Below are 23,671 nucleotides of genomic sequence, written 5' to 3'. Positions count from 1 at the left end.
CTGTTAATCCTGTCGTATAAAAACCTATTGTAACTTTGCAAAGCCCCAGAGGCTGCCCTCGTGGGCTACATTGAATACCTGAGTGGCTTTGGTGCCATCCAGTACGTAATAGCCGTCAACTTTCTGGCTTGGATTCCGAACCCAGAAATAGATTTTTCCATCTATTTCGGTAATCCCATAATCGTTGGCATAGGAGTAATCATGTTGCGGCATCCCTTCAATTTTGGTTTTCTGGCCCGTAGCCATATCGACCACGTAATATTCAAAAATTGGGCTGGTTAGGTTGGAGAAGTTAGCCGCCAGCGGAGTAGAAGGTAACTCGATATAGATCTTCCCGCCTTTTACTAAGGCAGTAGCAATGGAAGCTCCGTTTTGTAAGTCATTGGCTTTCAGTATCCAGTTACGATCAAAATCGGTTTCGCCTTTCTTGATCCGAATCACCGAAGAGTTAGTAAAGCCCGTTCCCAGTGCTGTGCTGTAGAAATACAGGGCCCCATCATCGCCGAGGCTCCACATCTTATTAGCCGAGAACCCCAGCCCACGCCTTTCAGCCCCTCATACTTGATCGTTTTATCCAGTTTATCCGTCGCCATATCGATCACGGCAAACTCAATGTAGTTGTAAATATCGTCACCGTAACCCAGTGCCTTTTTGGTGCCATAGGTAATACCGGCGTACAGTTTACCTTCCTTCGTTGCCAGCGTGTGCTTGCCAATAACCTGATATTCCACCCCGGATTTTTGCAGGGACGACAGGTCGATCTCCCCGGTTCGCTGCATGGTGGTCGGGTTGAACTTCTGGATCTTGAGCGTTCCCCGGGTTTCGTCCAGGTAATAGCCGCTAGTTTCCGTAGCAATCACGTATTGAGTGGAACCCGCAATGAAGCCTCCATCGACAATGCTGCCATCGTTGGCTACGGTATACTTTTGCAGCCCTACATCACCAGCCGCATTGCTACGGTTGAAAAACCACTTTCCGAAAGCCCGAAAGCCAAAGGCGGATTTGACTTGCAACGCTTTCGACGTAATGGGGTTTACGGTCCCGGTCGGTATACTGGTGAACGCTGTCAGATAACCCGGTGACTGAAACTTGGTCACATCGGTCATTAGCACATATTTTGCGTTGGCAGTCGGGGTTGGCGTTGGGTTATCAGCACTGTCTTTGCTACACCCAGCGAGCAGGGCGATGGTCAGGCAGGTAAGAATAAACTGGGAAAAAGACGTTTTCATACAAACTTGATTAATAAAGGAGATAGTTCACTTTCAGATGGATACTGCGGCCCGCATTCTGAATGCGGAAATTGTCGTAAACGGGCGTATTCAGCAGGTTTTTAACCTGAACCCCCACCGAAAACCGGGGGCTGACGGGGTTATAGGTAAACCCAACCGTGTGGAGCGACTGATTGGGAATGATGTTGGGAGCATCGAACCGGGCCTTGCCCCAAAGGCCCAGTAATCCGCTTGGTTCCTGTGCTTTCGGTACGTAGTCCAGGTAATACTCCCTTACAAAAAGGTAGTAGTAATACAGATGGAGTTTATCGCGTGAGGACAGTACGTGCGAACACGTGCCCGTAAGCCCAAGATTGGCAAAGAAATAAGGCGTATTGCGAAGCCGGGAACCTTCGGCAATGCGGTTGCCGGTATCGAACAGCCGGAAATTCTGATACGTGAAATTCCCGTTGGCTCGCAGCCATTTCCACAGAGAAACGGTTAGGTCCGACTCCACGCCCAAGCCCCGTACGTTCGTTACGTTCTGGTTCTGGCTGAATAGAAAATCGACCGGAACCCGCAGAATCATGTCGTGCGTAATCCGGTAAAAGGAATTGACTTCGAGGGTATAACGTCCCGTTTTTTCGGTCCGAAAGCCCAGATTGACGTTCGTACTCCGCTCGGGGAGAAGCTGAAAATTAGAGCGGTTAAAGTTACCATCGCCGAAGAGTTCGTCCTGTTCCGGCAGTCGCGTGGCCAGTTCAGCCGATGCCCGTAGAAACGTTGATGGAGTCAATGAAAATTTAAGGGCTTCGGCAATTCCCCAGCGTTGGATCGAAGCCGAACGGGGCTGTTCCGTTCCGTAATAATCGGCATCAATCGCGTGGGTGTCGTAATGATAAAACTTGACAATCAGCTGGTTGGATAGACGTTCTTTGAGCAACGTCGAGGCCAAGCCCAGAGCGGCAACGGCTTTGTTATAGTTCGCCTTCACGGTCAGGATGTCCCGCCCCGATTCCCGAAACGTAACGCCCAGCGGATCGTGGCCCACGCGGGTCATGTTGGACGAAACGAGATTGAATTCCAGTCGATGTTGATCGTTGAACGTATAGGCCAGATTTGTACGGGAGGTATGGTATGAAAAATCGAGCGTTGACAACGTTCCCCGCACAGAAATTTCGCCCTGACGGGATGGACTGGGAATGAAGTTCCCGTACCAGTCGTAGGTACCTCGAGCCGTATCGGTTTGAGTAACGCGAATCGTGTTGGTCGTCAGGAACTGATCGATGCTGAGTTTACCCACCGTTTTCCGGTAACGTAGCGTCGGGATGATGGAATACTGTCGACTCACGCTGGCCCCAAAGGGCTGCGACATCGTGGCACCGTATTGGTTCTGCCGATCAATATCGAAGCCCGTCACGCCAATTCGCAGTTCATCCGCCCAGCGTAGGTGAGTCAGTCCGCCGTAGATTTCAGCGTAATAGTTCGTAAATCGGTTATGAAAAAGCCGCACTGTAGCGGGTCGCTGAGTGGCCGTTTCCTGATCCGTTACGTTGACCGTTACCGGATAGTTGTTGTCAGAGCGGTTGAGGAAAGCATCGACCCCGACGAAGAATCGTCGGGTGGTATCAGTATACAGTGCATTCAACGACAGGCGATGGGTATTGAACGAACCGATTTCGTACGACCCTTCGGCATACCGGTAAAGCGATTTTTTAGTAATCAGATTCACCGCACCGCCCAGGGCATCGGCTCCTAAACTGGTGGGTAACACGCCTTTGTATACCTCCACCCGTTCGAGCATATTGACTGGCACAAGCGAGATGTTATAGCCAGCCCCCAGATAATCCATCGGAATGCCGTCTTTGAAATTCTTGATGGCCCGTCCCTGAAACCCATTCATCATCAAACCCGCGTCGGAGCCCAATCCGCCCGTTTGCCGGATGCGAATCCCCGCCGAACGGTTCATTAGCTCAACCAGCGTAGCGGGTTGCTCCTGTACCGCCTTGGTGTTAATAACCTCTGCCTTAATCGGTTGCAATTTGGCCTGCTGGGTTTCGGTTTTACCTGTTACCCGCACTTCCGAAAGTTGGCGGGCGTCTTCCTGCAACGTAATCGTAAGCTCCACAACGGGCTGATTTCCAGAACGAACCACCTGCATCGACGACTGGTAGCCGAGGTGCGTCACCTGCACCTGATACGTTCCTTGCGGAAGAGCGGAAAACGCAAACTGACCGTCGGAATTTGTTGTCGTGTATTTCTTTAGCTCGATCAGGCTTACCGTAGCACCCGGCAAGACCGATCCTTTCACATCCTTTACGCTTCCTTTGAATAGCCAGGGGACGGATTGTCCGTTCACCATCCAGGAAGCAAGAAAGGCCAGCAGAAATAGTAGCCTTTTACACATTTATCTGTACATTCGCTTATTAAGACTTATTCTTAATAGCGACAAAAGTAGGGTTGGATAAAGCCACCCTGGTAACGCGAGATGCAGTATTAATGCCGCCATAGACAGCCTTTTATGAAAATTGTATTTAGCTCCGACGACATCCGGGAACATAACTTTGTAAAGGAGTATTCCGAAGGGTTTAAGGCTGGAAGCTCCACTGGCATTCGGGAAGTCACCACTGAATTCAGGTATGCGGGTATCCACTCCCAGGCTCAGCGGTTTTCCATTGACGGAGTTATTGCCGGTTTTTTTCAGTCACGGCACGATTTCTCGTTCACCCACTACATTGAAAGCGATTTTCCGTACCTGCAAATGCATTTCGAATTAACCACTCAAGGTTGTCTGTACAAGCCCAAAGGTGACTTCGAACCGCATACGCTCATCACCAAAGGACAGCATGCCCTGCTGTTTTACCCCGCACTGAAAGGCCCCTTAACGTACCTGAAAACGCCCGGTGGCTCGAGCGTTGAAATTGAATTATCGCTGGATTTTCTGCGTAAGATATTCAATAACGACCTCGAACAACTGGGTACGTTTGGCCGTCGGCTTGAACAAGCCCAACCCGCTTTGCTGGGCCAACAGAGTTACCCGATAACGCCCCGTATGATTCAGGTGCTGTCCGAGATTCGGAATTGTGAGTACGTGGGTTCTTTGAAACGAATGTTCGTGGAAGCAAAAATCGTGGAGCTGCTCACGCTTCAGATTGATCAGATTTTGTCGGCCCGAGACACCCAGCCCATATTGAAGAAGAAAACGCAGGATAAACTACAGGAAGTCAGAACCTTACTACTTACCCATCTGGATACGCCCTGTTCCATCGAGACGCTATCGAAAACCGTGGGCATCAACCGGACCAACTTACAGGAAGGCTTTAAACAACTTTTCGGGACCACCATTTTCGGGTACATCACCGACCAGCGGATGGAGCGGGCTCAGGAGTTCCTCGCCAGTGGCCGATACGAGACCATTGCCGAAGTAGCCGCATTGGTAGGCTACAAAAACCCGCAGCATTTTACGGCGGCCTTCAAACGGAAGTTTGGCTATCTGCCTAAGCAGCTTTTGAAATCGGACTAGGTGTCTTGAAATTGAATACACTCACTCCTGCCTCGTATCTATTGTTGGTAAGTGCTTTTTTATTGGACGAAGGGTTACTCGGCTTCTTTACTCTAACCGCAACGAAGGTATCGGTCAGAGCAAAAAACTTAGTATAATGAACCCCTGAATGCTTCTTACAGATTTGCCGGCACGGCTAATACCAAAACCTGGCTGATAGTTTTTGTCGATATTACCCAGATAGTCATCCCGCCAGGGTTGAAAACCATACTGTACGCCCGTTTCTAACCGGAAACGTTTCGAAAGCTTAAAGGTTAACCCGCCAGTTAAGGCCCCTCCCGCCAATAACCCACTAGCCTTAATATCTTCGCTGCTATTATTCATATCGTCTCGCCGGACGCCGCTCTGATTATAACCAGAGGCAATCACTTGAGCCCCGATGAAAAAATTAGTAGCAAGTTCATTCCCGGTTAAACTTAGCGGATATAATCGCCCACCGACTTTCCCAAACCAACCGGAAGTACATCGCTCATCAATCATATCATTGACCTTCATGCCGCCCAAACCGGCATAACCCGATCGATGTACATAGCCTGTATGAAGCGTTAAACTGTAGGCCGGATGCTTTTGAAATTCTGCGGTGACTTCCAGCGTACGAAGGGGTAACAAGAGTACATTGGCTCCAAGGCGGGTTTTCCACTGAGCAAAGCTTAGGTTAGCCAAGCTAAAAAACAGAACAATCGTCAGTAGTGATTTTTTCATGGGTCAGTGATTTTTATACAGGACGCCAAACGCACGAAAAAGGTTGTATTTCAGACTAGTAGAAAAGAAGAATTATTGTGATCAAACCCTAAGAGATTACCAGCTATATACAAAAAAAGAACTCCTGCCGCAGAGCCGCAGGAGTTCATATATAATGTTTTCAGAGTGTTCCGCCAAGTTCACTCTAAAAAGAGTTCTTACGTATATAACTAAACTTAGAGATAATTAGTTTATTAAGGGCTTTTTTTATTTTAAGTGTTTAGCAACTGTCTAACAAATAAGAGTTAACCAAAAGGAGTAAGCCTCTGCTTAATTCGGGTGACCATTGGAAGTAGAGTTTATGCAGCTATCTGTTATCGAGCCCCCAGATTTTATCCGGGGACAGACACGGTTGGTAATGATAGCTTATTTTATACCTGAAGGATACCCCGCAGTCGCTCGGCTTTAGCCGAGTGACTACCTAGCTATAGGCCTCTGGCCGGTAGACTGCGAACCAGTAGAGGATCAGCCAACAATTTTCCCCAACCAAAACAGGCTTGCGAACATCGGCCAGAGGCCTACCAGACTACCTCTCACTCGGCTAAAGCCGAGCGACTGCGAGGGATCATTTCATACCTGAAGGAGACATCATTACTTTCATAACAGAATCCGTCATTCAGAGCGAAGCGAAGAATCTTATGATCTTTTTCGAGCTGGTTGGGTCAGGCGGTCACTTGACTAAGCCAGCTTTTAATCTAAGCCTAAGATTACCTGAAACTTTTTCTTACCTATTTCTTTCACCGTCAGGGATATAAAATCGGTATAACTCGACACGCCAAACTGTTCGAATTTTTCACCGGATAATTCGTCTGGTTCCCAGCCCTGTAAACAGCTTTTCAACTGATTGACGTGTTGGGTGAAGAGTTGTTTAGCCTGATCTTTCGTTGAGAATTCTCCCAAAACGGCCTGATATTTCGTTTTCTCCTGTTCGGTCTCAAAAATAATTTCAGAATTTTTTCCGGGCAGAAAAGCGAACGAAGTCTGAAAGTGATCCGTAATGCCTGCTTTTTTATCGGTTTTGGTCTTCTTGCCCTTAATCCGACTGAAATGATCCTGATGTTGAGAAAGCAGAAAGTTAACCCGCTCGCAGAAATCCGCCTGCTCCGTTGGAAGGATTACTTCGGCGGGTAGCAGGTATTTCCGAATCACGTAATCGCCCGCACTGTTAGGATCGGTGGAGGATACTTTGAGCTGATACGTACCCATGACCGGAATTTTATAGCTCAATTTCTGGATACTAAAACCCGGAAATTCATCGGTATCTTTTTTCGTCTGCACCTGCTTATCAGGGCTTTCCAATGAAATGGCAATGCGATACCAGTCCGTTGCTGCTTCCAGCCGCAGTTCTTCGCCTTCTTTCAAGTTCAGGGTATAGGTATCGTAATAACTCTTGTCAGCATCCTGAGGGTCGGTTTTTCCGAGATTTCCCTTCACAATGTCATACGCAAAGGCCTGACCAGGTTGAAGCAAATGAGCATCGAGAGCGGTCTGGGAAGCGGGCGTTTTTACGGTTACTTTACCCTTTTTCTTAACAGGCTTTTTGGTTTTCTGAGCAAAGGTTGGCACGCTCAGAGTGATGAATAAAATCAGGTAGGGAAGGTATTTCATACGTTTTTGATGGTAATTTCTGAATGAAAAAACGCAGATAAAGTCAAAAACCTTACCTGCGTCCGAAATTATTTTCCTATGAACGGTTTACATCGCCACGAGTTGATTCCCCCGTAAAACGGGTAATACATCGTAGAGATCGTGTTGTAAGCAGTAAGAAATGTCTTTATGAATGCCTAAGCGGTGCAGACGACGCACGTGCGAAGAGTTCGCCACGAAACCTAACAAATCGTCTTTTGCTCCGACATAAAGCCGCTGTGCCATCATGGCGGCGTCTTCCGAAATCATAAATTCGTTTTGCAGACGATCTACCAGAGCCCCGGCAAATAAGGTGTCTTCCAGATTAGGTTTACCTTTCCAGCCCGCACATAACACCAGAATGTCGTATTGCTGATTGCGGAGGTATTGCGTTAAGGCTTCCAGATTCAGAAAAGATCCGATCATTACCTTCACGGCCGCCCGCGATTTGGTAATCGCCAACGTTCCATTGGTAGTAGTTACGGCAATGGTTGAACCCGAAAACTTCTCGTTCATGTAACTAAACGGCGAATTGTCCAGATCAAACCCCTCGGGCGTCATGCCATTCCGTTCGGCAGCGGCGTAATACCCCTGGTCGCGTAGTTGAACGCATTCTTCAATACTGGCCACGGGAATGATGGACTGCACTCCATAAGCAAAGCCTGTTACCATGCAGGACGTAGCCCGAAAAATGTCAACAACGACTACAATGGAATTATCAATTTTATGCTGATAGAGCAGCTCGGGAGTCAGACAAACGTCAATTTGTTTCATGAAGGGCTATTCGCTAATACCCGAACCATGTATTTGGTAAAGGTATTGGTTTGGGGTCGCAAAGATAAGAGAATGAGGGCACAAGAGCGAACGGGCTCTTGTATATTACCAGTCAAAATCCAGTCCCAGCGTATTTTTCAAATCTAATAAAGCCGGATTTTTATCGGCCAGGTAATTAAACTTTTCAGCCTGAGTGTAAGGTTGACGGCTGGTTTGCTGCTCCAGCACAAAGGCATGAATCTGAATCTGACCGTTCTTCAGCGTTTGCCGGAGATACATTAATAAATCCGATTTAAGATCGTTCAGCAAATCCAGTTGCACCGGGTTATCCACCCCCAGTTGAATCACGTTCCCTTCTATAGTAAAGACTCGATCAAGCATGACTACTTCGCTCATCGAGCCGCCCTGCCGCCGGATTTCCACGAATTCGTGCCAGGCTTTGTGCAGTTCTTCTTCAGTATAAGGCGTATTCTGCCGGACAATGGACTCTTTCTGTTCCGTTGTTACATCCGATTTTTCTTCAAAATTATTAAGATCAATCGTGGCCCTTAAGCGGGACGTAGCGGGCTTAGCCGGACGTGGCGGAGCAGCAACCGAAGTAACCACTGGTTCTTCCACAACCGTCGGAGCGGGCGTTACGGCTACCGCTGGCGTGGGGGGTACCGGAGGTGTAACTACGGGTGCTACCACGGGTGCCGGAGTAGCCACAGGCGGAGGAGTTACTGATTTTTCAGCAACAGGCTCAGGCGTTAACTTTTTTTTTCGGGCACCTCCCCATTTCCCTGAGCGGGTAACCCGGCCAGGTGTAATACCGAAGGCAGGTGAGCCATCTTGGAGAGGGTAATCTCCACGTGTAACCGCTGCTGCTTGGCCTGTTTATAGGTGATATCACACTGGCTGCCCAGACTCATTGCAGAGAGCAGAAAGGACAGCGACGCTTTCGCCGATTGTTCCAGATAGCGATTCTGCACCGACTCTGATACCTGTAATAAGCTAACTGTAGCGGGATCTTTACAGACCATCAGGTTTCGGAAGTGTTCGAGTAAACCGACCACAAACTGATGACCATCAAAGCCTTTCCGCAGGATTTCGTCGAACAATAACCAGGCTTGTGGGACGCTTTCAGCCAGCAAAGCCTCCGTCAGACGGAAGTAATAATCGTAGTCAAGGATATGAAGATTACTCAGAACGTCGTGGTAATGAATCTGACCGTCTTTAGAAAAGGTAACGTTCAAATCAAACATCGACAACGCATCCCGTAGACCACCGTCGGCTTTCTGGGCAATTAACTCCAAAGCGTCGTAGTCGGCCTTGATTCCTTCATTATCTGCGATATGAGCCAGATGGTCAGCCATATCCCGGATCTGAATTCGGTTGAAATCAAAGATCTGACAACGACTCAGGATTGTAGGCAGAATCTTATGTTTTTCCGTCGTCGCCAGAATGAAAATGGCATAACTCGGCGGTTCTTCCAGCGTTTTCAGGAAAGCATTAAAAGCACTCGTCGAAAGCATGTGCACCTCATCAATGATGTACACCTTTTTGCTACCCATCTGGGGCGGGTAACGCACCTGATCAATCAGGTTACGAATGTCTTCCACGGAGTTATTGGAAGCCGCATCCAGCTCATGTACGTTCAGCGAAGCGTTGTTCTGAAAAGCTACGCAGTTTTCGCATTCACCGCAGGGTTCCACGCGGTTATCCAGCCGCAGGCAGTTAATCGTTTTAGCCAGAATTCGGGCACAAGTCGTTTTACCCACTCCACGAGGTCCACAAAATAAAAACGCCTGAGCCAGGTGATTCGTCCGAATGGCATTTTTTAGCGTCGTCGTAATGTGCGACTGCCCCACCACTGAATCGAAAGTCACCGGACGGTATTTTCGGGCCGAAACCACAAACTGCTTGTCTTCCATGCCGTGAAGTTACGAACGGATTTCCGATTGAGTGTAGGGATCGTTAAAGATTCAGATGCCCTTTTAAGCTAGTGACCTGACTTTCATTTTAGTATTTCACCTACGTAAAAGCCTCGCTTTTTACACAGAGAAAGCGAGGCTTTTGACTTGCAGGATCACTAAATTCTTACCGAATGGAGAACTCTTCTTCGGGTAAGCCTTCGGTCTGTTCGTAGGCGTCATCCATCAGGATAAATAAATCGATGGTTTTCAGATGCAGCATATCCGAACCGTGCTGAGCCTGATCGGTTAATACCCATTGGCCCGATTCATTCTTCCGCCATAACTCTGCATAAAATCGGCGAGAATCAATTACCAGATATTCCTGTAGAGATTCGAGTGCACGGTAATTTTCGAATTTACTACCCCGGTCATAATTGCTGCTTTTCGCAGACATGACCTCAATGATCACTGCCGGGTTGAGTAACGTATCTACCTGGCTATCCGAAAAATCGGGTTCGCCTACGGTAATGGCCAGATCGGGATAGGTATAATAATTGGTCTCGGCTACAAAAATTCGCTGATCGCCCGTAAAGCTGTGACCGAGCCCCTGTTCCTGTAAATGCTCGTCAATGGCTCTTGACAGGTTTTCCTGAATTAAGTTGTGATACTTACCCCCCTGATTTTCGGAAGTAAGTTCATTAAGGTCAGTCATGGTAATCATCTGACCATTGAAATATTCGCTTTTTACTGTAGCGGTTCGTTCAGTTTGCAGGTATTCTTCCTGACTAATAAACGTGCGTTGAAGGGTAGCCATAACCGTTCTGAAATTAGAAGTTAATGCTCGATAAGTTACCAAAAAAAATTGGCCAGCGTTTCCAGGCCTACTTGAACTTCCTGAAAATTGTAAACCGAGGCACGCTGCCTTTCGGGAAGTTGCAAGAGGCACTACCGGAGCTCAGAAGCGGCGAATCATGTCTCTACGTGATTTTACAGTTACCCTTAACATTTCCAGTACATTTCCTTGGCGATTTCAAAAATCCCCAATACTTTTGCCCGGTCTAATTACAACTATGGCAACGATTCTGTACACGGCTTCTTATTATTACTACTACGCCAATGCGTAGAGCCGGGTAGGAAATTGTCTTTTCAAAAAGCATTGTATCATTCCGCAGCCGGCCCGTATGGAGTCGGTTTTTTGTTTTTATACCCAATAACATGGCAACGATTCAGCCCGCTCAGCGGCTCAGTTTGGTACAGGAATACTACTTTTCGACGAAACTCAAGGAAATCGCCGAAATGAAGAGCCGTGGCCTCGACGTGATTAACCTTGGTATCGGCAGCCCCGACCTGCCTCCTTCGTCTCAAACCATCGACGCTCTAAGCACGTCTGCTCAGAATCCCCGCAACCATGCCTATCAAAGCTATGTAGGTTTGCCCGCTCTGCGTCAGGCATTTGCGACCTGGTACCAAACCTATTTTCACGTAGGACTTAATCCAGCGAATGAAATTCTGCCCTTGATTGGTTCAAAAGAAGGAATCATGCACATTGCCATGAGTTACCTGGAACCGGGCACCGTTACGCTCGTTCCTAATCCAGGTTATCCTACGTACAAGGCCGCGTCATTACTGACCGGAGCGGAAGTTCGGGAATACGATCTTTCGGAAGAAAATGGCTGGTTACCCGATCTGAAAGCCTTAGCTCAAACGGACTTATCTAACGTGAAAGTCATGTGGGTAAATTACCCTCACATGCCTACGGGAGCAAAAGCGACACCTGCCTTATACGAAGAGTTAGTAGCATTTGGTAAAGAGCACAGTATTCTGATTGTCAATGATAATCCTTACAGTTTTATCTTAAATAACGAGTACAACAGCATCCTCTCGGTGCCCGGAGCGAAGGAAGTGGCTCTGGAATTAAATTCGCTTTCCAAGTCACATAACATGGCGGGTTGGCGAATGGGCATGCTGGCCGGTGGTGCGGAGCATCTGGCAAACGTCGTTCGCTTCAAATCCAACATGGATTCCGGCATGTTTTTACCTTTGCAGGAAGCCGCCATTGAAGCGTTGAATAATCCCGAATCGTGGTACGATGAACTGAATGCCATCTACGCCGAGCGTCAGAAAAAAGTATTTGAGTTACTCGACCTGCTGGATTGTAGTTATGATCCCCAACAGACGGGTATGTTCGTCTGGGCTAAGATTCCTTCGACGTATGCAGATGGGTATGCGTTGTCCGACGAAATTCTTTATAATGCCAACGTATTCATTACCCCAGGCGGCATTTTTGGGTCGCAAGGCAATGGTTACATTCGGATTTCGCTGTGTGCAGAAGTATCTGTTTTTGAAGCTTCTATCTTACGAATTCGGCAAACCCGAGGCATTTGCTAAGTCCCATTGTCAACGGAAAACCATAAACTGAAAACTACGAACATGACTGTAGGAATTGTTGGGATTGGCTTAATTGGCGGCTCGATGGCCCTGGCCCTCAAAGAATCAGGCTTTGCGGATACCATCATTGGGGTGGATAAGCAGGTTGAGCACGTCGTGAAGGCTCTTGAACTGAAATTAGTAGATAAAATGGCATTGCTCGACGATGCCATTAATCAATCAGACCTTATTATACTGGCCGTACCCGTTGACGGGCTGCTCACACTACTACCATACGTACTGGACCGGATTGATAAACAAATTGTTATCGATGTAGGATCGACGAAACGTCCGATTGTCGAAGCAGTGAAGAATCATCCGAACCGTCGCCGGTTTGTGGCAACGCACCCGATGGCGGGTACGGAGTATTCTGGGCCTGAAGCAGCCGTTCGGGGCTTATTCACCGGAAAATACAATGTGATTTGCGATGCTGCCGACTCAGATTCGGATGCTGTTGCAACGGTAAAAGAGCTTTATGAATCGATAGGCATGAAGATTACGGAATTCGATTCCGTATCCCATGACGTACATACCGCCTATATCTCACACATTTCACACATCTGTTCCTTTGCTCTGGCCCTAACCACGTTGGAAAAAGAAAAAGAAGCGAACCGGATTTTTGAATTAGCCAGTTCCGGTTTTGCCAGTACGGTTCGTCTGGCGAAAAGTTCACCCGAAACCTGGATTCCTATTTTCCGTCAAAACCGGGAGAACATTCTGGATGTACTGGATGAATACATCAATAACTTATTGAAATTCAAGGGATTAATGTTGTCCGATAGTTACGACCGTTTTCAGGGTTATCTAAAAGACGCGAATGATATTCAGCGGATTCTGGAGTAGATTTTGAGTGGTTAGGTAGGGGTTGTTAGTGGTTAGCAAATGGATGTACGAACATCTATGAATTATTTCAAACAACTAATAACCAATAACCAATAACAAATTTTCCCCGCGACTTGCTGATTGTCAAAAGATTTCACTACCTTTGCAGTCCATTTTTCAGGACCAAACATAATTTAAAATGTACGCAATTGTCGAGATCGCAGGTCAGCAATTTAAAGTCGAACAAAACCAATACCTCTACACGCACCGTTTAGCGGGTGAGGAAGGTGCTGCCCTTGTGCTGGATAAGGTTCTATTGGTGGACAATGATGGTGCCATTACCGTTGGTGCTCCTGTCGTTTCAGGTGCTAGCGTTAAAGCTAAGATCCTAAGCCACGTTCGTGGTGAGAAGGTCATTGTCTTCCGTAAGAAACGCCGCAAGGGGTATCAGAAGCAAAACGGCCACCGTCAAGACCTGACGAAAATCTTAATCGAAGAAATTTCATTGTAATTGGTTGTAGCGAAGAGTTGAGGAGGTTGGAACGTTTTTCAATAAGCTCAGCTATAAACTATTAACTAAAAACCAAACAAGATCATGGCACACAAGAAAGGGGTCGGTAGCTCCAAAAACGGCCGGGAATCGGAAAGTAAACGTCTCGGCGTAAAAATCTTCGGCGGACAAGCAGCCATTGCTGGCAACGTATTAGTTCGTCAACGCGGAACTCAGCACAATCCTGGCCGCAACGTAGGTATCGGTAAAGACCACACACTTTTCGCTTTAACTGACGGTGTTGTAGAATTCAAGAAAGGTCTGAAAGGACGTTCTTTCGTTAGCGTTCTTCCCGTAGAAGCAGAAGCTTAGTCGGTTATCCGTTTTTAGTGAGCTGTTTTCCGTTTACTAAAACCCGATTACACCAAGCATTGAAAATCCCGTTTGAATGTGATTCAAACGGGATTTTTCGTTTGTTATCATTGGTAGAAACGCGACTTTATCGCATCTGGGTTAGAAAGGGAGTGCTATTGGGAATGATGCTACCAGTTCCTCAGCCCGGTAGCCGCAATGAAGTCGCGTTTCTACGTTTGATTTTCATTACTAAAAACAGATAACCTGAAACCGAAACCTGTAAATTCGTGTTGGATAAACACCTATAACTACAGATATTCCCAGCGTTATGCTCCGACCACAGGTACTTGTCTATACAGAAACGACGCCGAACCCGAATTCCATGAAGTTTGTCATCAACTTCGAACTGGTTCCTGAAGGCGTTTCCTTCGATTTTGCTTCTCCTGAAGAAGCCATCTCTCCCGAAAAAAACTCTCCTTTAGCCGTTGAATTATTCGGCAATGACTGGGTTCAACGGGTATTTATTTCCTATAACTTCGTTACCGTAACGAAAGACGAAGAGACCGAATGGGAAGAAGTGTTATTTGAAACGAAGCAACTCATTAAACGATACATGGATACGGGTAAGCCCGTATTAACCCGTGCCGCCGCCGAAACGCAACACGACGTTATTAATGGTGAGCAGGATTCTGATACCGTTGTCAAAATCAAAGCCGTTCTGGATCAATACGTAAAACCAGCCGTTGAAATGGATGGTGGAGCTATTAGCTTCTCTTCATTCCAGGAGGAAACGGGGCTAGTGAAGTTATTATTACAAGGTTCATGCAGCGGTTGCCCCTCTTCCACCATGACCCTGAAAGCAGGTATTGAAACTTTATTAACCCGCATGGTTCCTGAAGTGAAATTAGTAGAAGCGGAAGGCGTTTAAGCCTTTTCTGATATAAAAGTAAAAGCCTGAGTCCGAACGACTCAGGCTTTTACTTTTTATTACTTACAGATTAACCGCTAGTTTTTCATTCATAGCCCGAACGGTGGCTGCAATTTCGGGTAGTAAGTCTGGATTTTTTTCGATTCCATTTCCTACCACGACTACGTCGGCTCCGGCTTGCAGGGCAATTTTTGCCTTCTGAGCGGAGTCAATGCCACCGCCAATAATCAAAGGCGTTTCTACACTCTGGCGAACGGCGGCGATCATTTCGGGCGTAATACTTTTCAAAGCTCCACTTCCGGCATCCATATACGTTAATCGTAAACCCAGCATTTCTCCGGCCATAGCCGTACAGGCTGCTACTGCGGGTTTATTATTAGGAATCGGCGTAGTGTGCGACATATACGACGCCGTCGTCTGCTGGCCCGCGTCGATGAGCAGGTACCCTGTGGGAAGAATTTCGAGTCCTGATTTTTTCAGCATCGGAGCCGCTACCACCTGCTGCCCAATCAGATATTCAGGATTCCGACCCGAAATTAACGATAAAAACAAAACGGCATCGGCTGAGGGATGCACGTGCATGTTACTCCCCAGAAACAATACCACTGGAATTTTCGTGTATTCCCGAATGAGAGCGATGATTTCACCCATCTGAAACTGCGTAATCAGGCTACCACCCAGAAAGAAAAAATCAACTTGCTCTTCCTGAGCACGCTTCAGCAATGAAGGAAATTCATCCATCCGTACATCGTCTGGATCAATCAATACAGCAAATGCCTTTCGACCTTGTTCCCGAAACGTAATAAACTGATTAAGAATCGGTTTTATCATGAGAGTGCGTATTCAGTTAAACACGAACGCGGTTGAAGGGTAATCTATTGCCTCGACACGTTCCATGGAATAATTGCTCAGAGACCTGGCTGGGTCTATGCCTGATGCTTTTTCAAAAGTACGAACTTTGGCTGGAAATAGCCTTTAAGCTTTTAAATTGCTCGTGTGTAGCCCTACTTTCGACCTTCGTTAGTAGGAGCATGAACCTGTTTTACTACCGCCTGTACCCGTTCCCAATCGGTATAAGAAACGTCATATTCCGGCACGGAGGGCACTCCTCCCAGGGCAATTCCTTCTTTGCGGTACATCATCCGGCTATCGCGGCTTACCTTGCCTGATAAATGCAGGGCGTCCACTCCCGTATCCAGTAAGGCCTGAGCATTGGCGGCATTAACGCCGCTTCCGGCCATGATTTCAATTCGGCCCGCCGCCTGCGTTACCAATTGTCTGATCAATTCAGCCCCATCGGGAGCTTTATCCTGACAGCCTGAGGTTAAAATCAGTTTACAGCCCGTAGCAATCACGTCTTCCAGAGCCTGAACGGGGTCCTTCACAAAATCAAACGCCCGGTGAAAAGTGACGGGAAGCGGGGCCGCTAGCTCTACTAGTTCCTTCGTGCGGGTCACATCCACCTGACCGTCGGGTAACAGAATGCCCAGCACCAGGCCATGAACTCCCGCTTTTTTAAAGGCTTCGATATCCGATTTTATGACTTCATATTCTAAATCATCGTAACAAAAATCACCGCCTCGGGGCCGTAAGATCGCATTAACCTTTAAGCTCACCGACTGTAAGACTTTAAGAGTCAATCCCATGGAGGGAGTGGTTCCTCCTTCAAACGGCGAGGCACATAACTCAATTCGGTCTGCACCGGCCCTTTCTGCAGCAAGACAAGACTCTAAACTGAACGAACAAACTTCTACCTTCCGTAGTTTACTATTTTCAAACGAATGCATTTCGCTCATAATCAATAATTTATAGTTCTTTTGGAGAGAACGCTCTTTTTTTTTAGAAAGGAACGATACTTTTTGGAACGTTTTTTATTTTATTCGGGCGAAAAATAGGGGTAAGTCAGTTACGAAAACAAAAAAGACTTACTTTTGCAGTCATTTTTCTGGACCCATTATATCATTAGGAGGGAAAACGCATGTATTGGACCCTTGAACTTGCTTCCTACTTGGAGGATGCTCCGTGGCCTGCAACTAAAGATGAACTTATTGACTACGCTATCCGCACGGGTGCTCCCCTGGAAGTAGTTGAAAACCTTCAGGAACTTGAAGACGACGGTCAACCTTACGAAAGCATTGAAGAAATCTGGCCGGATTATCCGACAAAAGATGACTTCTTCTTCAACGAAGACGAATATTGATCTTCGCTGATTATTAAGCTCTTGGTCAGGCCCGAATTAATTCGGGCCTTTTTTATTAGGCTTGTAATAGCTTTTCTACCTGTGCGTACGTCTGTTGGGAGGCTTTTTCATCCATCAGGCCCAGTCCTAATCGACGATACAGAATATCTTCGGGCGTGCAGGCCATTTCCTGTTGCCGGGCAAAAACGACTTCAGCCCGAATAAAGGGGTGATTCTCCACTAAAAGCTCCTTCAAAGCGGAATTTTCACGCGTTAAATCAGCGACGTTCCGGGCTTCCGTTCCGTAAGTTCGGGCCAGATGCCGGGCAATTTCTTCCGTGAATTGATATTCTTCCTGAAGTTTCAGAAATAAGTCTGGTGTATAATTTTCAGCCCCCGACAAGAGGTATTTTTCCGTTACACAATCCCGATTTCGGATTTTTAATACCTCACAAACGGCATCAATGGTATCACTCGCCATGAGTCGATAAGTAGTCCATTTTCCGCCCAGAATGCTGATTAACTTCGTTTTATCATCAATTTCTACTTCGTGATCCCGTACCAGCGATTTGGTTTCTCTGGCAAACGTGGCTTCAATCAGCGGTCGCTGTCCGGTAAAACCTGCTTTTACTTCTACTTCCGTAATCGGCTTCTGTAAATACCGATTTACGTAGTCAATGAGATACTGCTTTTCTGCTTCCGTTGGCAGGGGTCGCTCGTTGAGTTGATCTTCCAGATCGGTAGTTCCGACTAATACCTGCTCTTTCCAAGGAATAAGAAACAGTACGCGTCCATCATCCGTTTTAGGGACCAGAATGGCCGTATTACCCGGCAAATGTTCTTTCTGCAATACAATGTGCGAACCTCGACTGACCCGCATGCGGGGTTGAGCTTTGCTAGAAGCCATCGTACGGATATGATCCGCAAACGGTCCGGTGGCATTGACAAAGACCTTGGCAGTCAAGCTATAATTTTTACCCGTTAAGGTATCCTGCACTTCCAGTTTACGAAGCTTCCCCGACTTGGAATACCCAAACTCCAGAGCTTTCGTATGATTTATTACCACTGCTCCTTCCTTAGCCGCCGACTTAATCAAAGCCAGAGCAAAACGAGCATCATCCAACTGTCCATCGTAATACAGAACGGCACTGTGCAAATGCTGGGTCTGTAACTGAGGAATTAACTCTATTACCTTCGATTTCGATAACCAGCGGCTCGGCTGAATATTCCGGCCACCCGCCAGCCAGTCGTACATCTTCAAACCAATGGTATAATACAACCCTTCCCACCAGTTATGGCAAGGCGTCAATAAAGCCAGCGGACGCGTGAGGTGAGGAGCGTTTTGAAGTAATGTCCGGCGTTCGTGCAGAGCTTTCCGCACCATACGAAACTGATCGGGACTCAATTGCTTCACGGCCTGCTCCAGATACCGAACACCGCCGTGAATAAGCTTGGTTGATTTCGATGATGTTTGGGCGGCAAAATCCTCCTTTTCAATCAGGCAGACCTTTAGCCCTCGCAAAGCGGCATCCAGAGCACAACCGGCTCCTGTAGCCCCTCCGCCAATGATACACACATCAAAAGGCTCTGCCGAAAGCTGTTCTAAAAAAGCGGCACGATTCATAGCAAAGAAGGATGAGATTCTTCAGCGATATAGAGCTTTTTCAGCATTAATTTAGTACTTACCGACGTTTTTATCAGAAAAATTTGATGAAAAAGCCTATTTCATGCGTAATTCATTGCTAAACGTTTAACTCATCCCTTTCGGTATGTTTGCCTGTCACCGTCGTCCTGATCGCTCTTTTTTCTGGCAAGGAAAGCCATTTCCCATCTGTGCCCGCTGCACGGGTTTGTACCTGGGTTATGGGTCAGGTATAGTGCTGGCTCTGTTTTTCTGGTCCTGGGTATCTTACGCAGCCATTCTGTTACTCATTCCTTTAATCGTCGATAGCCTTACCCAATCCTGGCAATGGCGAACCAGCACCAATCCTTTACGGTTCATCACTGGGTTACTCGGCGGCATAGGAATCATCGGTTTTACCCTTGCTCTGGCGTATTCGGCGACGGTATACCTGCAATCGTATTTTTCGTCCACGAGTTATTAATCAATCTCCAGCATAACCGGGCAATGATCTGAATGCTTCACCTCCGACCAGATCGCGGCATCTTTTAATCGGTCACGTAAGGGCTCTGAAACCAGATGATAATCAATTCGCCAGCCCAGGTTTTTACCCCGTGCTCCGGCCCGGAAACTCCACCAGGTGTATTGATGCGGTTCTGGATGAAAATGGCGGAAAGAATCGATAAATCCGCTTTCGAGGAAGCTACCCATCCAGGCCCGTTCTTCCGGTAAAAAGCCCGAGGAGTTCGCGTTGGATTTGGGGTTATGAATATCAATGGGCTGATGACAGATGTTGTAATCGCCGGAAATAATCAGATTGGGGATTTCTTTTTTCAGTTCATTGATATAGTCCTGAAAATCATGCAGAAATTCCATCTTGAAAGCCTGACGTAACTCGCCACTCGAACCCGAAGGCAGGTATAAACTGATGAAGGAAAAATCTTCGAAATCAGCCCGTAAGATCCGCCCTTCGTGGTCGTAAATTTCGTTACCACAACCGTATGCTACGTGTTTAGGCGTGTGTTTCGTTAATAAGGCGACCCCCGAATACCCTTTCTTCACTGCCGGATGCCAATACAGTTGATAACCCATCTTTTCGAAAATGGTATTATCAAACTGATTCTGATCCGACTTTACCTCTTGTAGAGCAACAACATCGGCATTCGTACTTTCCAGCCATTCCGCAAAACCTTTGGTCATGGCCGAGCGAATGCCGTTTACGTTGTAGGTAATCAGTTTCATAGCAAACAATAGGGGAAAGGAACCCTGCCGCCCGAACGACGACAGGGCTTTAATGATTAAATCTGTTCTCTTTCGAAATATTCTAATACATGCTGTTTCAGCAATTCTTCCTGACTTAATAAATCGACGAAAGGCAGCGGTTTAGCTAGTTTCCAGTGCGGCCAACCTTCAGCATCGAGTCCTTCAAGTTCATAATAACCACTGTAGCTCAATACTTTACAAACGGCGATGTGCATTAGGTCTTGCTTCTGTTCTTTGGTAAAAAACTGGTGGCCTTTACCCAGTTCCTGCACGCCGATGAGAAACAGAACACCGTTTAAATCGTTGGGGCGTTTCCCAATCATGCTTTCCAGCCGATCTAGCAAACTTTCCCATTCCTGATCTTTTTCTTTCATTAGACTTCGGTTTTACTACCCTGCAATTCGTCCCAATACTCCACCGCCCGCCGCAGGTGAGGAATCACGATGGTGCCGCCAATGACGGTTGCTATGGAGAAAACTTCCTGCATTTCGGCTTCCGTAACCCCCAGCTCGTGGCATTTACCCAGGTGGTATTTCACGCAATCGTCGCAACGCAACACCATTGAACAGGCCAGGCCGATCATTTCCTTGGTTTTGCTGGAAACGGCTCCTTCTGAATACGTATTCGTGTCAAGATTAAATAAACGTTTGATAACCAGGTTATCAGAGCCCAAAATGCGTTCATTCATTCGGCCCCGGTATTCGTCGAATTGTTCTACGAGTGACATTTGTTGTTAATAGCTAGTATGAAGTAAACGCTGAAACACAGCCTTATCTATTTTCCGGTTCGGATTACTTAGTCAATGGTAATCTCACTTTCCGTTTTCACAGCGAAGTTAGCCAAAAACTTACCCTAACCATGAAAAGCTACTGGGAGGCCTTCTGGGCCCTTCTTTTTCCGCGTATTTGTCTGAGTTGCCAGCAGGCCCTTGCCGAAGGAGAATACCTTCTTTGCACTACTTGTCACTATAACTTACCCCGCACGCAAAGCTGCCTGACGGGCCACTCGACCATCGAAGAAAAATTTGCCGGAAAGATAAAGATTACCAGTGCCCACGCTTACCTGAAGTTTCAGAAGGGCGGAAAAGTTCAGCATTTGCTTCATCAACTGAAGTATAACAACCAGCCTGAGGTAGGCGAATGGCTGGGGGGGCTATTCGGTTCGGAAATCAAAACCGCCGGGCTTACTGCCGACCTTTTATTACCCGTGCCCCTACACGAAAGTCGACTGCGGCAACGGGGGTACAACCAAAGCGATTCCATCGCCAAAGGCATTTCAGAGGTAACGGGAATTCCGTGGAGAAGTGATGTGCTACAAAAAATAAAGGCGACGACCAGCCAAACCAACAAAAGTCGAATGGAGCGTTTTCAGAATGTAGCGAATGCCTTTCAGGTTATTGAAAAAAACGGCATTGAAAATCAACGAATTGCCCTGATTGATGACGTTATTACTACGGGATCAACCCTCGAAACCTGTGCGGAGGTATTGCTTGAACACGGTTGTAAAGAACTTCACATCTGGACGCTTGCAACAGCCCTCTAAAATCCCAATTTTGTACTCCTTTTACGCTAAGCAAACCAGCCATGAATGCTATGAAAACGAGATTCCTGAACGCTTGCCTCGTCATTACTTTACTGCTCATCAGCAGTATTACCTCATTTGCCCAATTAACCTACTGTAACCCCATGGACATTGGGTATCGGTATAATTTTGAGCAGATGAATGAAAAGATTTCCTACCGTTCTGGGGCCGATCCGGTTATTGTCAATCACAAGGGGGAGTATTACCTTTTTGTAACGATTTCCGGGGGTTACTGGCATTCCAAAGACCTTTCCAACTGGAAGTTTATTACTCCTGACAAATGGCCCTTCGAGGATATGTGTGCTCCGGCGGCCCTTTCGGTAAACGATACGCTTTTTCTTTTTCAGTCTACGTTTGAACAACGACCCATTCTTTATTCGGTAGAGCCGGAAAAGGGCAAATTGCAGTTCTACAATCGCTGGTTACCGCGATTACCCAAAGACATTGGTCCCTGGGACCCAGCTATTTTTCACGATGACGATACCGACCGCTGGTTTATGTACTGGGGCTCTTCCAACGTCTATCCCATTTTCGGAGCAGAGCTGGACCATAAACGACGCCTCACCTATGCGGGTCCTTACCAGTCCATGTTCTGGCTCGACCCTTGGAAACACGGTTGGGAACGCTTCGGCCCGAATCACGCCGACCTGATGAAACCTTTCGTGGAAGGAGCGTGGATGACCAAGCATAACAAAAAATATTACCTGCAATACGGAGCTCCAGGCACCGAATATAACGTGTACGCCACCGGCACTTACGTGGGCAAAGACCCGCTTGGCCCCTGGGAATATGCTCCTTATAACCCTATTTCCTACAAACCAGGCGGCTTTATGAACGGAGCCGGACATGGGAATACGTTTCAGGATATTTACGGTAATTACTGGAATACAGGCACACCCTGGATTGGCGTAAACTGGGGCATGGAACGACGTCTGGCGATGTTCCCCGCTGGCTTTGACCAGGACGATCAGATGTATGCGAACACCCGCTTTGGCGATTTTCCGCATTACCTGCCTACAAAAAAATGGCAAAGTAAAGACGAGCTTTTTACGGGCTGGATGCTGTTGTCTTATCAGAAACCGGTTACCGCTTCTTCCACAAAAGACACGCTCAGAGCCAGTTTAGTTACCGATGAAAATCCACGAACCTTCTGGGTTGCCCAGCATAACCAACCGGGTGAATGGCTGACGGCCGACCTTCAGCATGAAAGCGAAGTAAAAGCCGTTCAAGTCAATTATACCGATTATGAAAACAATGTATATAATAGCGATTCCACGGTTTATACACAGTTTAAAATTCTGCATTCGAAAGACGGGAAACGCTGGGAAGTAGTCACGGACTTATCCAGCGAACCCAGGCGAGATCGGGCCTGTGCGTATGTAGCGTTTTCAAAGCCTGTACGTACGCGTTACATCCGGTACGAACATATCTATACGGCTGGTCCACATCTGGCGATTAGCGATGTTCGGATCTTCGGGAATACGCCCGGAAAAGTGCCTAATACCCCTACCAGGTTGAAAGTGGTTCGACAGAAAGATCAGCGAAATGCGGATATCCGCTGGGAAAAAGTGCCCGGTGCCGTAGGCTATAACATTCGCTGGGGCATTGCTCCTGATAAACTTTACCAAACCTATCAAGTCTGGTCAGATCAGCCATCCTACCTGGAATTAAGGGCATTGAACGTAGATGTAAATTATTTTTTCGCTATTGAGGCTTTTAATGAAACTGGCGTATCTACTCTTAGTACAATACTATCAATCAAATAAGAACTTTTCCCTTTATTTTGTCATATTTATAGATTTATTATCAATTATCAAACACCAAAAACTATATTAATTATCAAAAAAAACTCGTTTATTTACTATTAAATCAGCGAATAGTCAAAACAAACCCATTCGTCTGGCTATTTTGATGTTTACCGGGAAAAACATACCATCTATCGAATGGCAAGGTACCTTGTTCAGAAATGGTGTTAATCTTGTTCTATCAAGTTTGAGTTTAACTCACCTCAAAAAACGTTAATTATGATATCCGCTCCTGTCAGCTACATTAACTTTGATTCTACTCAGGTTGCCAGAACAACTAAGAAGATTGCCAAAGCTAAAAAACCCGTCAAATACGATCGGTTAAATACCCTGGTTTGGTTTGTTGCTTTACCTATGGGAGCATTACTGTGGGTTACTTTCATAACCTGGCTAGT

The 23,671-nt window shown here is 46.9% G+C and carries 25 protein-coding genes; 10 read left to right on the top strand and 15 right to left on the bottom strand.

The features are described 5' to 3' along the window. Nucleotides 1-24: 24 nt before the first annotated feature. The 3 genes from BWI96_RS09955 to BWI96_RS09945 are packed head-to-tail and all read right to left on the bottom strand — an operon-like array spanning nucleotide 25 to nucleotide 3,615. Complete coding sequence (locus BWI96_RS09955; RefSeq protein ID WP_106636497.1) at nucleotides 25-441, bottom strand: hypothetical protein; 417 nt, start codon at nucleotides 439-441, stop codon at nucleotides 25-27. Then, entirely contained in the window at nucleotides 438-1,229 is a 792-nt protein-coding gene (locus BWI96_RS09950; RefSeq protein ID WP_106636496.1) for a hypothetical protein, read from the bottom strand. Before BWI96_RS09950 ends, BWI96_RS09955 begins: the two co-directional genes overlap by 4 nt. A gap of 10 nt (nucleotides 1,230-1,239) precedes the next feature. Continuing rightward, complete coding sequence (locus BWI96_RS09945; protein ID WP_106636495.1) at nucleotides 1,240-3,615, bottom strand: TonB-dependent receptor; 2,376 nt, start codon at nucleotides 3,613-3,615, stop codon at nucleotides 1,240-1,242. 114 nt (nucleotides 3,616-3,729) lie between these two features. Here BWI96_RS09945 and BWI96_RS09940 point away from each other — a divergent pair, with 114 nt between their 5' ends. Further along, entirely contained in the window at nucleotides 3,730-4,731 is a 1,002-nt protein-coding gene (locus BWI96_RS09940; RefSeq protein WP_106636494.1) for an AraC family transcriptional regulator, read from the top strand. Nucleotides 4,732-4,845: 114 nt separating this feature from the next. On the opposite strand, the gene BWI96_RS09935 is transcribed toward BWI96_RS09940, so the two are convergent. The 6 genes from BWI96_RS09935 to BWI96_RS09915 all read right to left on the bottom strand — a co-directional run bounded on the left by BWI96_RS09935 (nucleotide 4,846) and on the right by BWI96_RS09915 (nucleotide 10,620). Beyond that, the gene (locus tag BWI96_RS09935) at nucleotides 4,846-5,472 is read right to left on the bottom strand and encodes a DUF3575 domain-containing protein (protein ID WP_106636493.1); all 627 of its coding nucleotides are present in this window, start codon (nucleotides 5,470-5,472) and stop codon (nucleotides 4,846-4,848) included. 729 nt (nucleotides 5,473-6,201) lie between these two features. Further along, a complete protein-coding gene (locus BWI96_RS09930) occupies nucleotides 6,202-7,119 on the bottom strand; it encodes a hypothetical protein (protein ID WP_106636492.1) in 918 nt (305 codons plus the stop codon). A gap of 87 nt (nucleotides 7,120-7,206) precedes the next feature. After that, nucleotides 7,207-7,911 (bottom strand): 2-phosphosulfolactate phosphatase, encoded by a 705-nt coding sequence (locus tag BWI96_RS09925; RefSeq protein WP_106636491.1) that lies wholly within the window; start codon nucleotides 7,909-7,911, stop codon nucleotides 7,207-7,209. Nucleotides 7,912-8,016: 105 nt separating this feature from the next. Beyond that, on the bottom strand, nucleotides 8,017-8,619 hold the full coding sequence (locus tag BWI96_RS22350; protein WP_232793671.1) for a hypothetical protein: 603 nt from the start codon (nucleotides 8,617-8,619) through the stop codon (nucleotides 8,017-8,019). 41 nt (nucleotides 8,620-8,660) lie between these two features. Beyond that, complete coding sequence (locus BWI96_RS22345) at nucleotides 8,661-9,824, bottom strand: DNA polymerase III subunit gamma/tau (RefSeq protein ID WP_369804132.1); 1,164 nt, start codon at nucleotides 9,822-9,824, stop codon at nucleotides 8,661-8,663. A gap of 166 nt (nucleotides 9,825-9,990) precedes the next feature. Then, nucleotides 9,991-10,620 (bottom strand): Uma2 family endonuclease, encoded by a 630-nt coding sequence (locus tag BWI96_RS09915; RefSeq protein ID WP_106636490.1) that lies wholly within the window; start codon nucleotides 10,618-10,620, stop codon nucleotides 9,991-9,993. Nucleotides 10,621-11,021: 401 nt separating this feature from the next. Between BWI96_RS09915 and BWI96_RS09905 the strand changes: the two genes are divergently transcribed. From BWI96_RS09905 to BWI96_RS09885, 5 genes are all read left to right on the top strand, one after another. Further along, nucleotides 11,022-12,194, top strand: a complete 1,173-nt coding sequence (locus BWI96_RS09905) for an aminotransferase class I/II-fold pyridoxal phosphate-dependent enzyme (protein WP_106636488.1) — start codon at nucleotides 11,022-11,024, stop codon at nucleotides 12,192-12,194. A gap of 6 nt (nucleotides 12,195-12,200) precedes the next feature. Continuing rightward, nucleotides 12,201-13,076, top strand: a complete 876-nt coding sequence (locus BWI96_RS09900; protein ID WP_255400684.1) for a prephenate dehydrogenase — start codon at nucleotides 12,201-12,203, stop codon at nucleotides 13,074-13,076. Between the two features lie 178 nt (nucleotides 13,077-13,254). Further along, a complete protein-coding gene (rplU, locus tag BWI96_RS09895) occupies nucleotides 13,255-13,566 on the top strand; it encodes a 50S ribosomal protein L21 (RefSeq protein ID WP_106636487.1) in 312 nt (103 codons plus the stop codon). An 84-nt stretch (nucleotides 13,567-13,650) separates the two neighbouring features. Continuing rightward, a complete protein-coding gene (gene rpmA, locus BWI96_RS09890; protein WP_106636486.1) occupies nucleotides 13,651-13,917 on the top strand; it encodes a 50S ribosomal protein L27 in 267 nt (88 codons plus the stop codon). A 310-nt stretch (nucleotides 13,918-14,227) separates the two neighbouring features. Continuing rightward, nucleotides 14,228-14,827: a NifU family protein gene (locus tag BWI96_RS09885; protein ID WP_198555211.1), complete on the top strand. Its 600-nt coding sequence runs from the start codon at nucleotides 14,228-14,230 to the stop codon at nucleotides 14,825-14,827. A 63-nt stretch (nucleotides 14,828-14,890) separates the two neighbouring features. Here BWI96_RS09885 and BWI96_RS09880 read toward each other — a convergent pair whose 3' ends face one another. Together BWI96_RS09880 and BWI96_RS09875 are read right to left on the bottom strand one after the other, a co-directional pair. Further along, nucleotides 14,891-15,658: a geranylgeranylglyceryl/heptaprenylglyceryl phosphate synthase gene (locus tag BWI96_RS09880; RefSeq protein ID WP_106636484.1), complete on the bottom strand. Its 768-nt coding sequence runs from the start codon at nucleotides 15,656-15,658 to the stop codon at nucleotides 14,891-14,893. A 173-nt stretch (nucleotides 15,659-15,831) separates the two neighbouring features. Next, nucleotides 15,832-16,614 (bottom strand): copper homeostasis protein CutC, encoded by a 783-nt coding sequence (locus tag BWI96_RS09875; RefSeq protein ID WP_106636654.1) that lies wholly within the window; start codon nucleotides 16,612-16,614, stop codon nucleotides 15,832-15,834. A 191-nt stretch (nucleotides 16,615-16,805) separates the two neighbouring features. Here BWI96_RS09875 and BWI96_RS09870 point away from each other — a divergent pair, with 191 nt between their 5' ends. After that, the gene (locus BWI96_RS09870; RefSeq protein ID WP_093200032.1) at nucleotides 16,806-17,027 is read left to right on the top strand and encodes a DUF2795 domain-containing protein; all 222 of its coding nucleotides are present in this window, start codon (nucleotides 16,806-16,808) and stop codon (nucleotides 17,025-17,027) included. Nucleotides 17,028-17,082: 55 nt separating this feature from the next. On the opposite strand, the gene BWI96_RS09865 is transcribed toward BWI96_RS09870, so the two are convergent. Then, a complete protein-coding gene (locus tag BWI96_RS09865; RefSeq protein WP_106636483.1) occupies nucleotides 17,083-18,630 on the bottom strand; it encodes a glycerol-3-phosphate dehydrogenase/oxidase in 1,548 nt (515 codons plus the stop codon). Between the two features lie 145 nt (nucleotides 18,631-18,775). Between BWI96_RS09865 and BWI96_RS09860 the strand changes: the two genes are divergently transcribed. After that, on the top strand, nucleotides 18,776-19,111 hold the full coding sequence (locus BWI96_RS09860) for a DUF2085 domain-containing protein (RefSeq protein WP_106636482.1): 336 nt from the start codon (nucleotides 18,776-18,778) through the stop codon (nucleotides 19,109-19,111). On the opposite strand, the gene BWI96_RS09855 is transcribed toward BWI96_RS09860, so the two are convergent. The 3 genes from BWI96_RS09855 to BWI96_RS09845 are packed head-to-tail and all read right to left on the bottom strand — an operon-like array spanning nucleotide 19,108 to nucleotide 20,617. Then, on the bottom strand, nucleotides 19,108-19,869 hold the full coding sequence (locus BWI96_RS09855) for an exodeoxyribonuclease III (RefSeq protein ID WP_106636481.1): 762 nt from the start codon (nucleotides 19,867-19,869) through the stop codon (nucleotides 19,108-19,110). The genes BWI96_RS09860 and BWI96_RS09855 overlap by 4 nt on opposite strands. A 56-nt stretch (nucleotides 19,870-19,925) precedes the next feature. Next, nucleotides 19,926-20,264, bottom strand: coding sequence for a hypothetical protein (locus tag BWI96_RS09850; protein WP_106636480.1), 339 nt, complete (start codon nucleotides 20,262-20,264; stop codon nucleotides 19,926-19,928). Then, nucleotides 20,264-20,617, bottom strand: coding sequence for a carboxymuconolactone decarboxylase family protein (locus BWI96_RS09845; protein ID WP_106636479.1), 354 nt, complete (start codon nucleotides 20,615-20,617; stop codon nucleotides 20,264-20,266). Before BWI96_RS09845 ends, BWI96_RS09850 begins: the two co-directional genes overlap by 1 nt. 131 nt (nucleotides 20,618-20,748) lie before the next feature. Between BWI96_RS09845 and BWI96_RS09840 the strand changes: the two genes are divergently transcribed. Both BWI96_RS09840 and BWI96_RS09835 read left to right on the top strand, forming a co-directional pair. Then, on the top strand, nucleotides 20,749-21,432 hold the full coding sequence (locus BWI96_RS09840) for a ComF family protein (RefSeq protein ID WP_106636478.1): 684 nt from the start codon (nucleotides 20,749-20,751) through the stop codon (nucleotides 21,430-21,432). A 50-nt stretch (nucleotides 21,433-21,482) separates the two neighbouring features. Next, entirely contained in the window at nucleotides 21,483-23,237 is a 1,755-nt protein-coding gene (locus BWI96_RS09835) for a discoidin domain-containing protein (RefSeq protein WP_232793670.1), read from the top strand. The last annotated feature ends 434 nt before the right edge of the window (nucleotides 23,238-23,671 follow it).

The sequence above is a fragment of the Siphonobacter sp. SORGH_AS_0500 genome, assembly GCF_002838835.1.
Lineage (GTDB): Bacteria > Bacteroidota > Bacteroidia > Cytophagales > Spirosomataceae > Siphonobacter.
The sequence above is the reverse complement of the archived record's forward strand: the minus strand, read 5'-3'. Positions and strand labels throughout refer to the sequence as shown.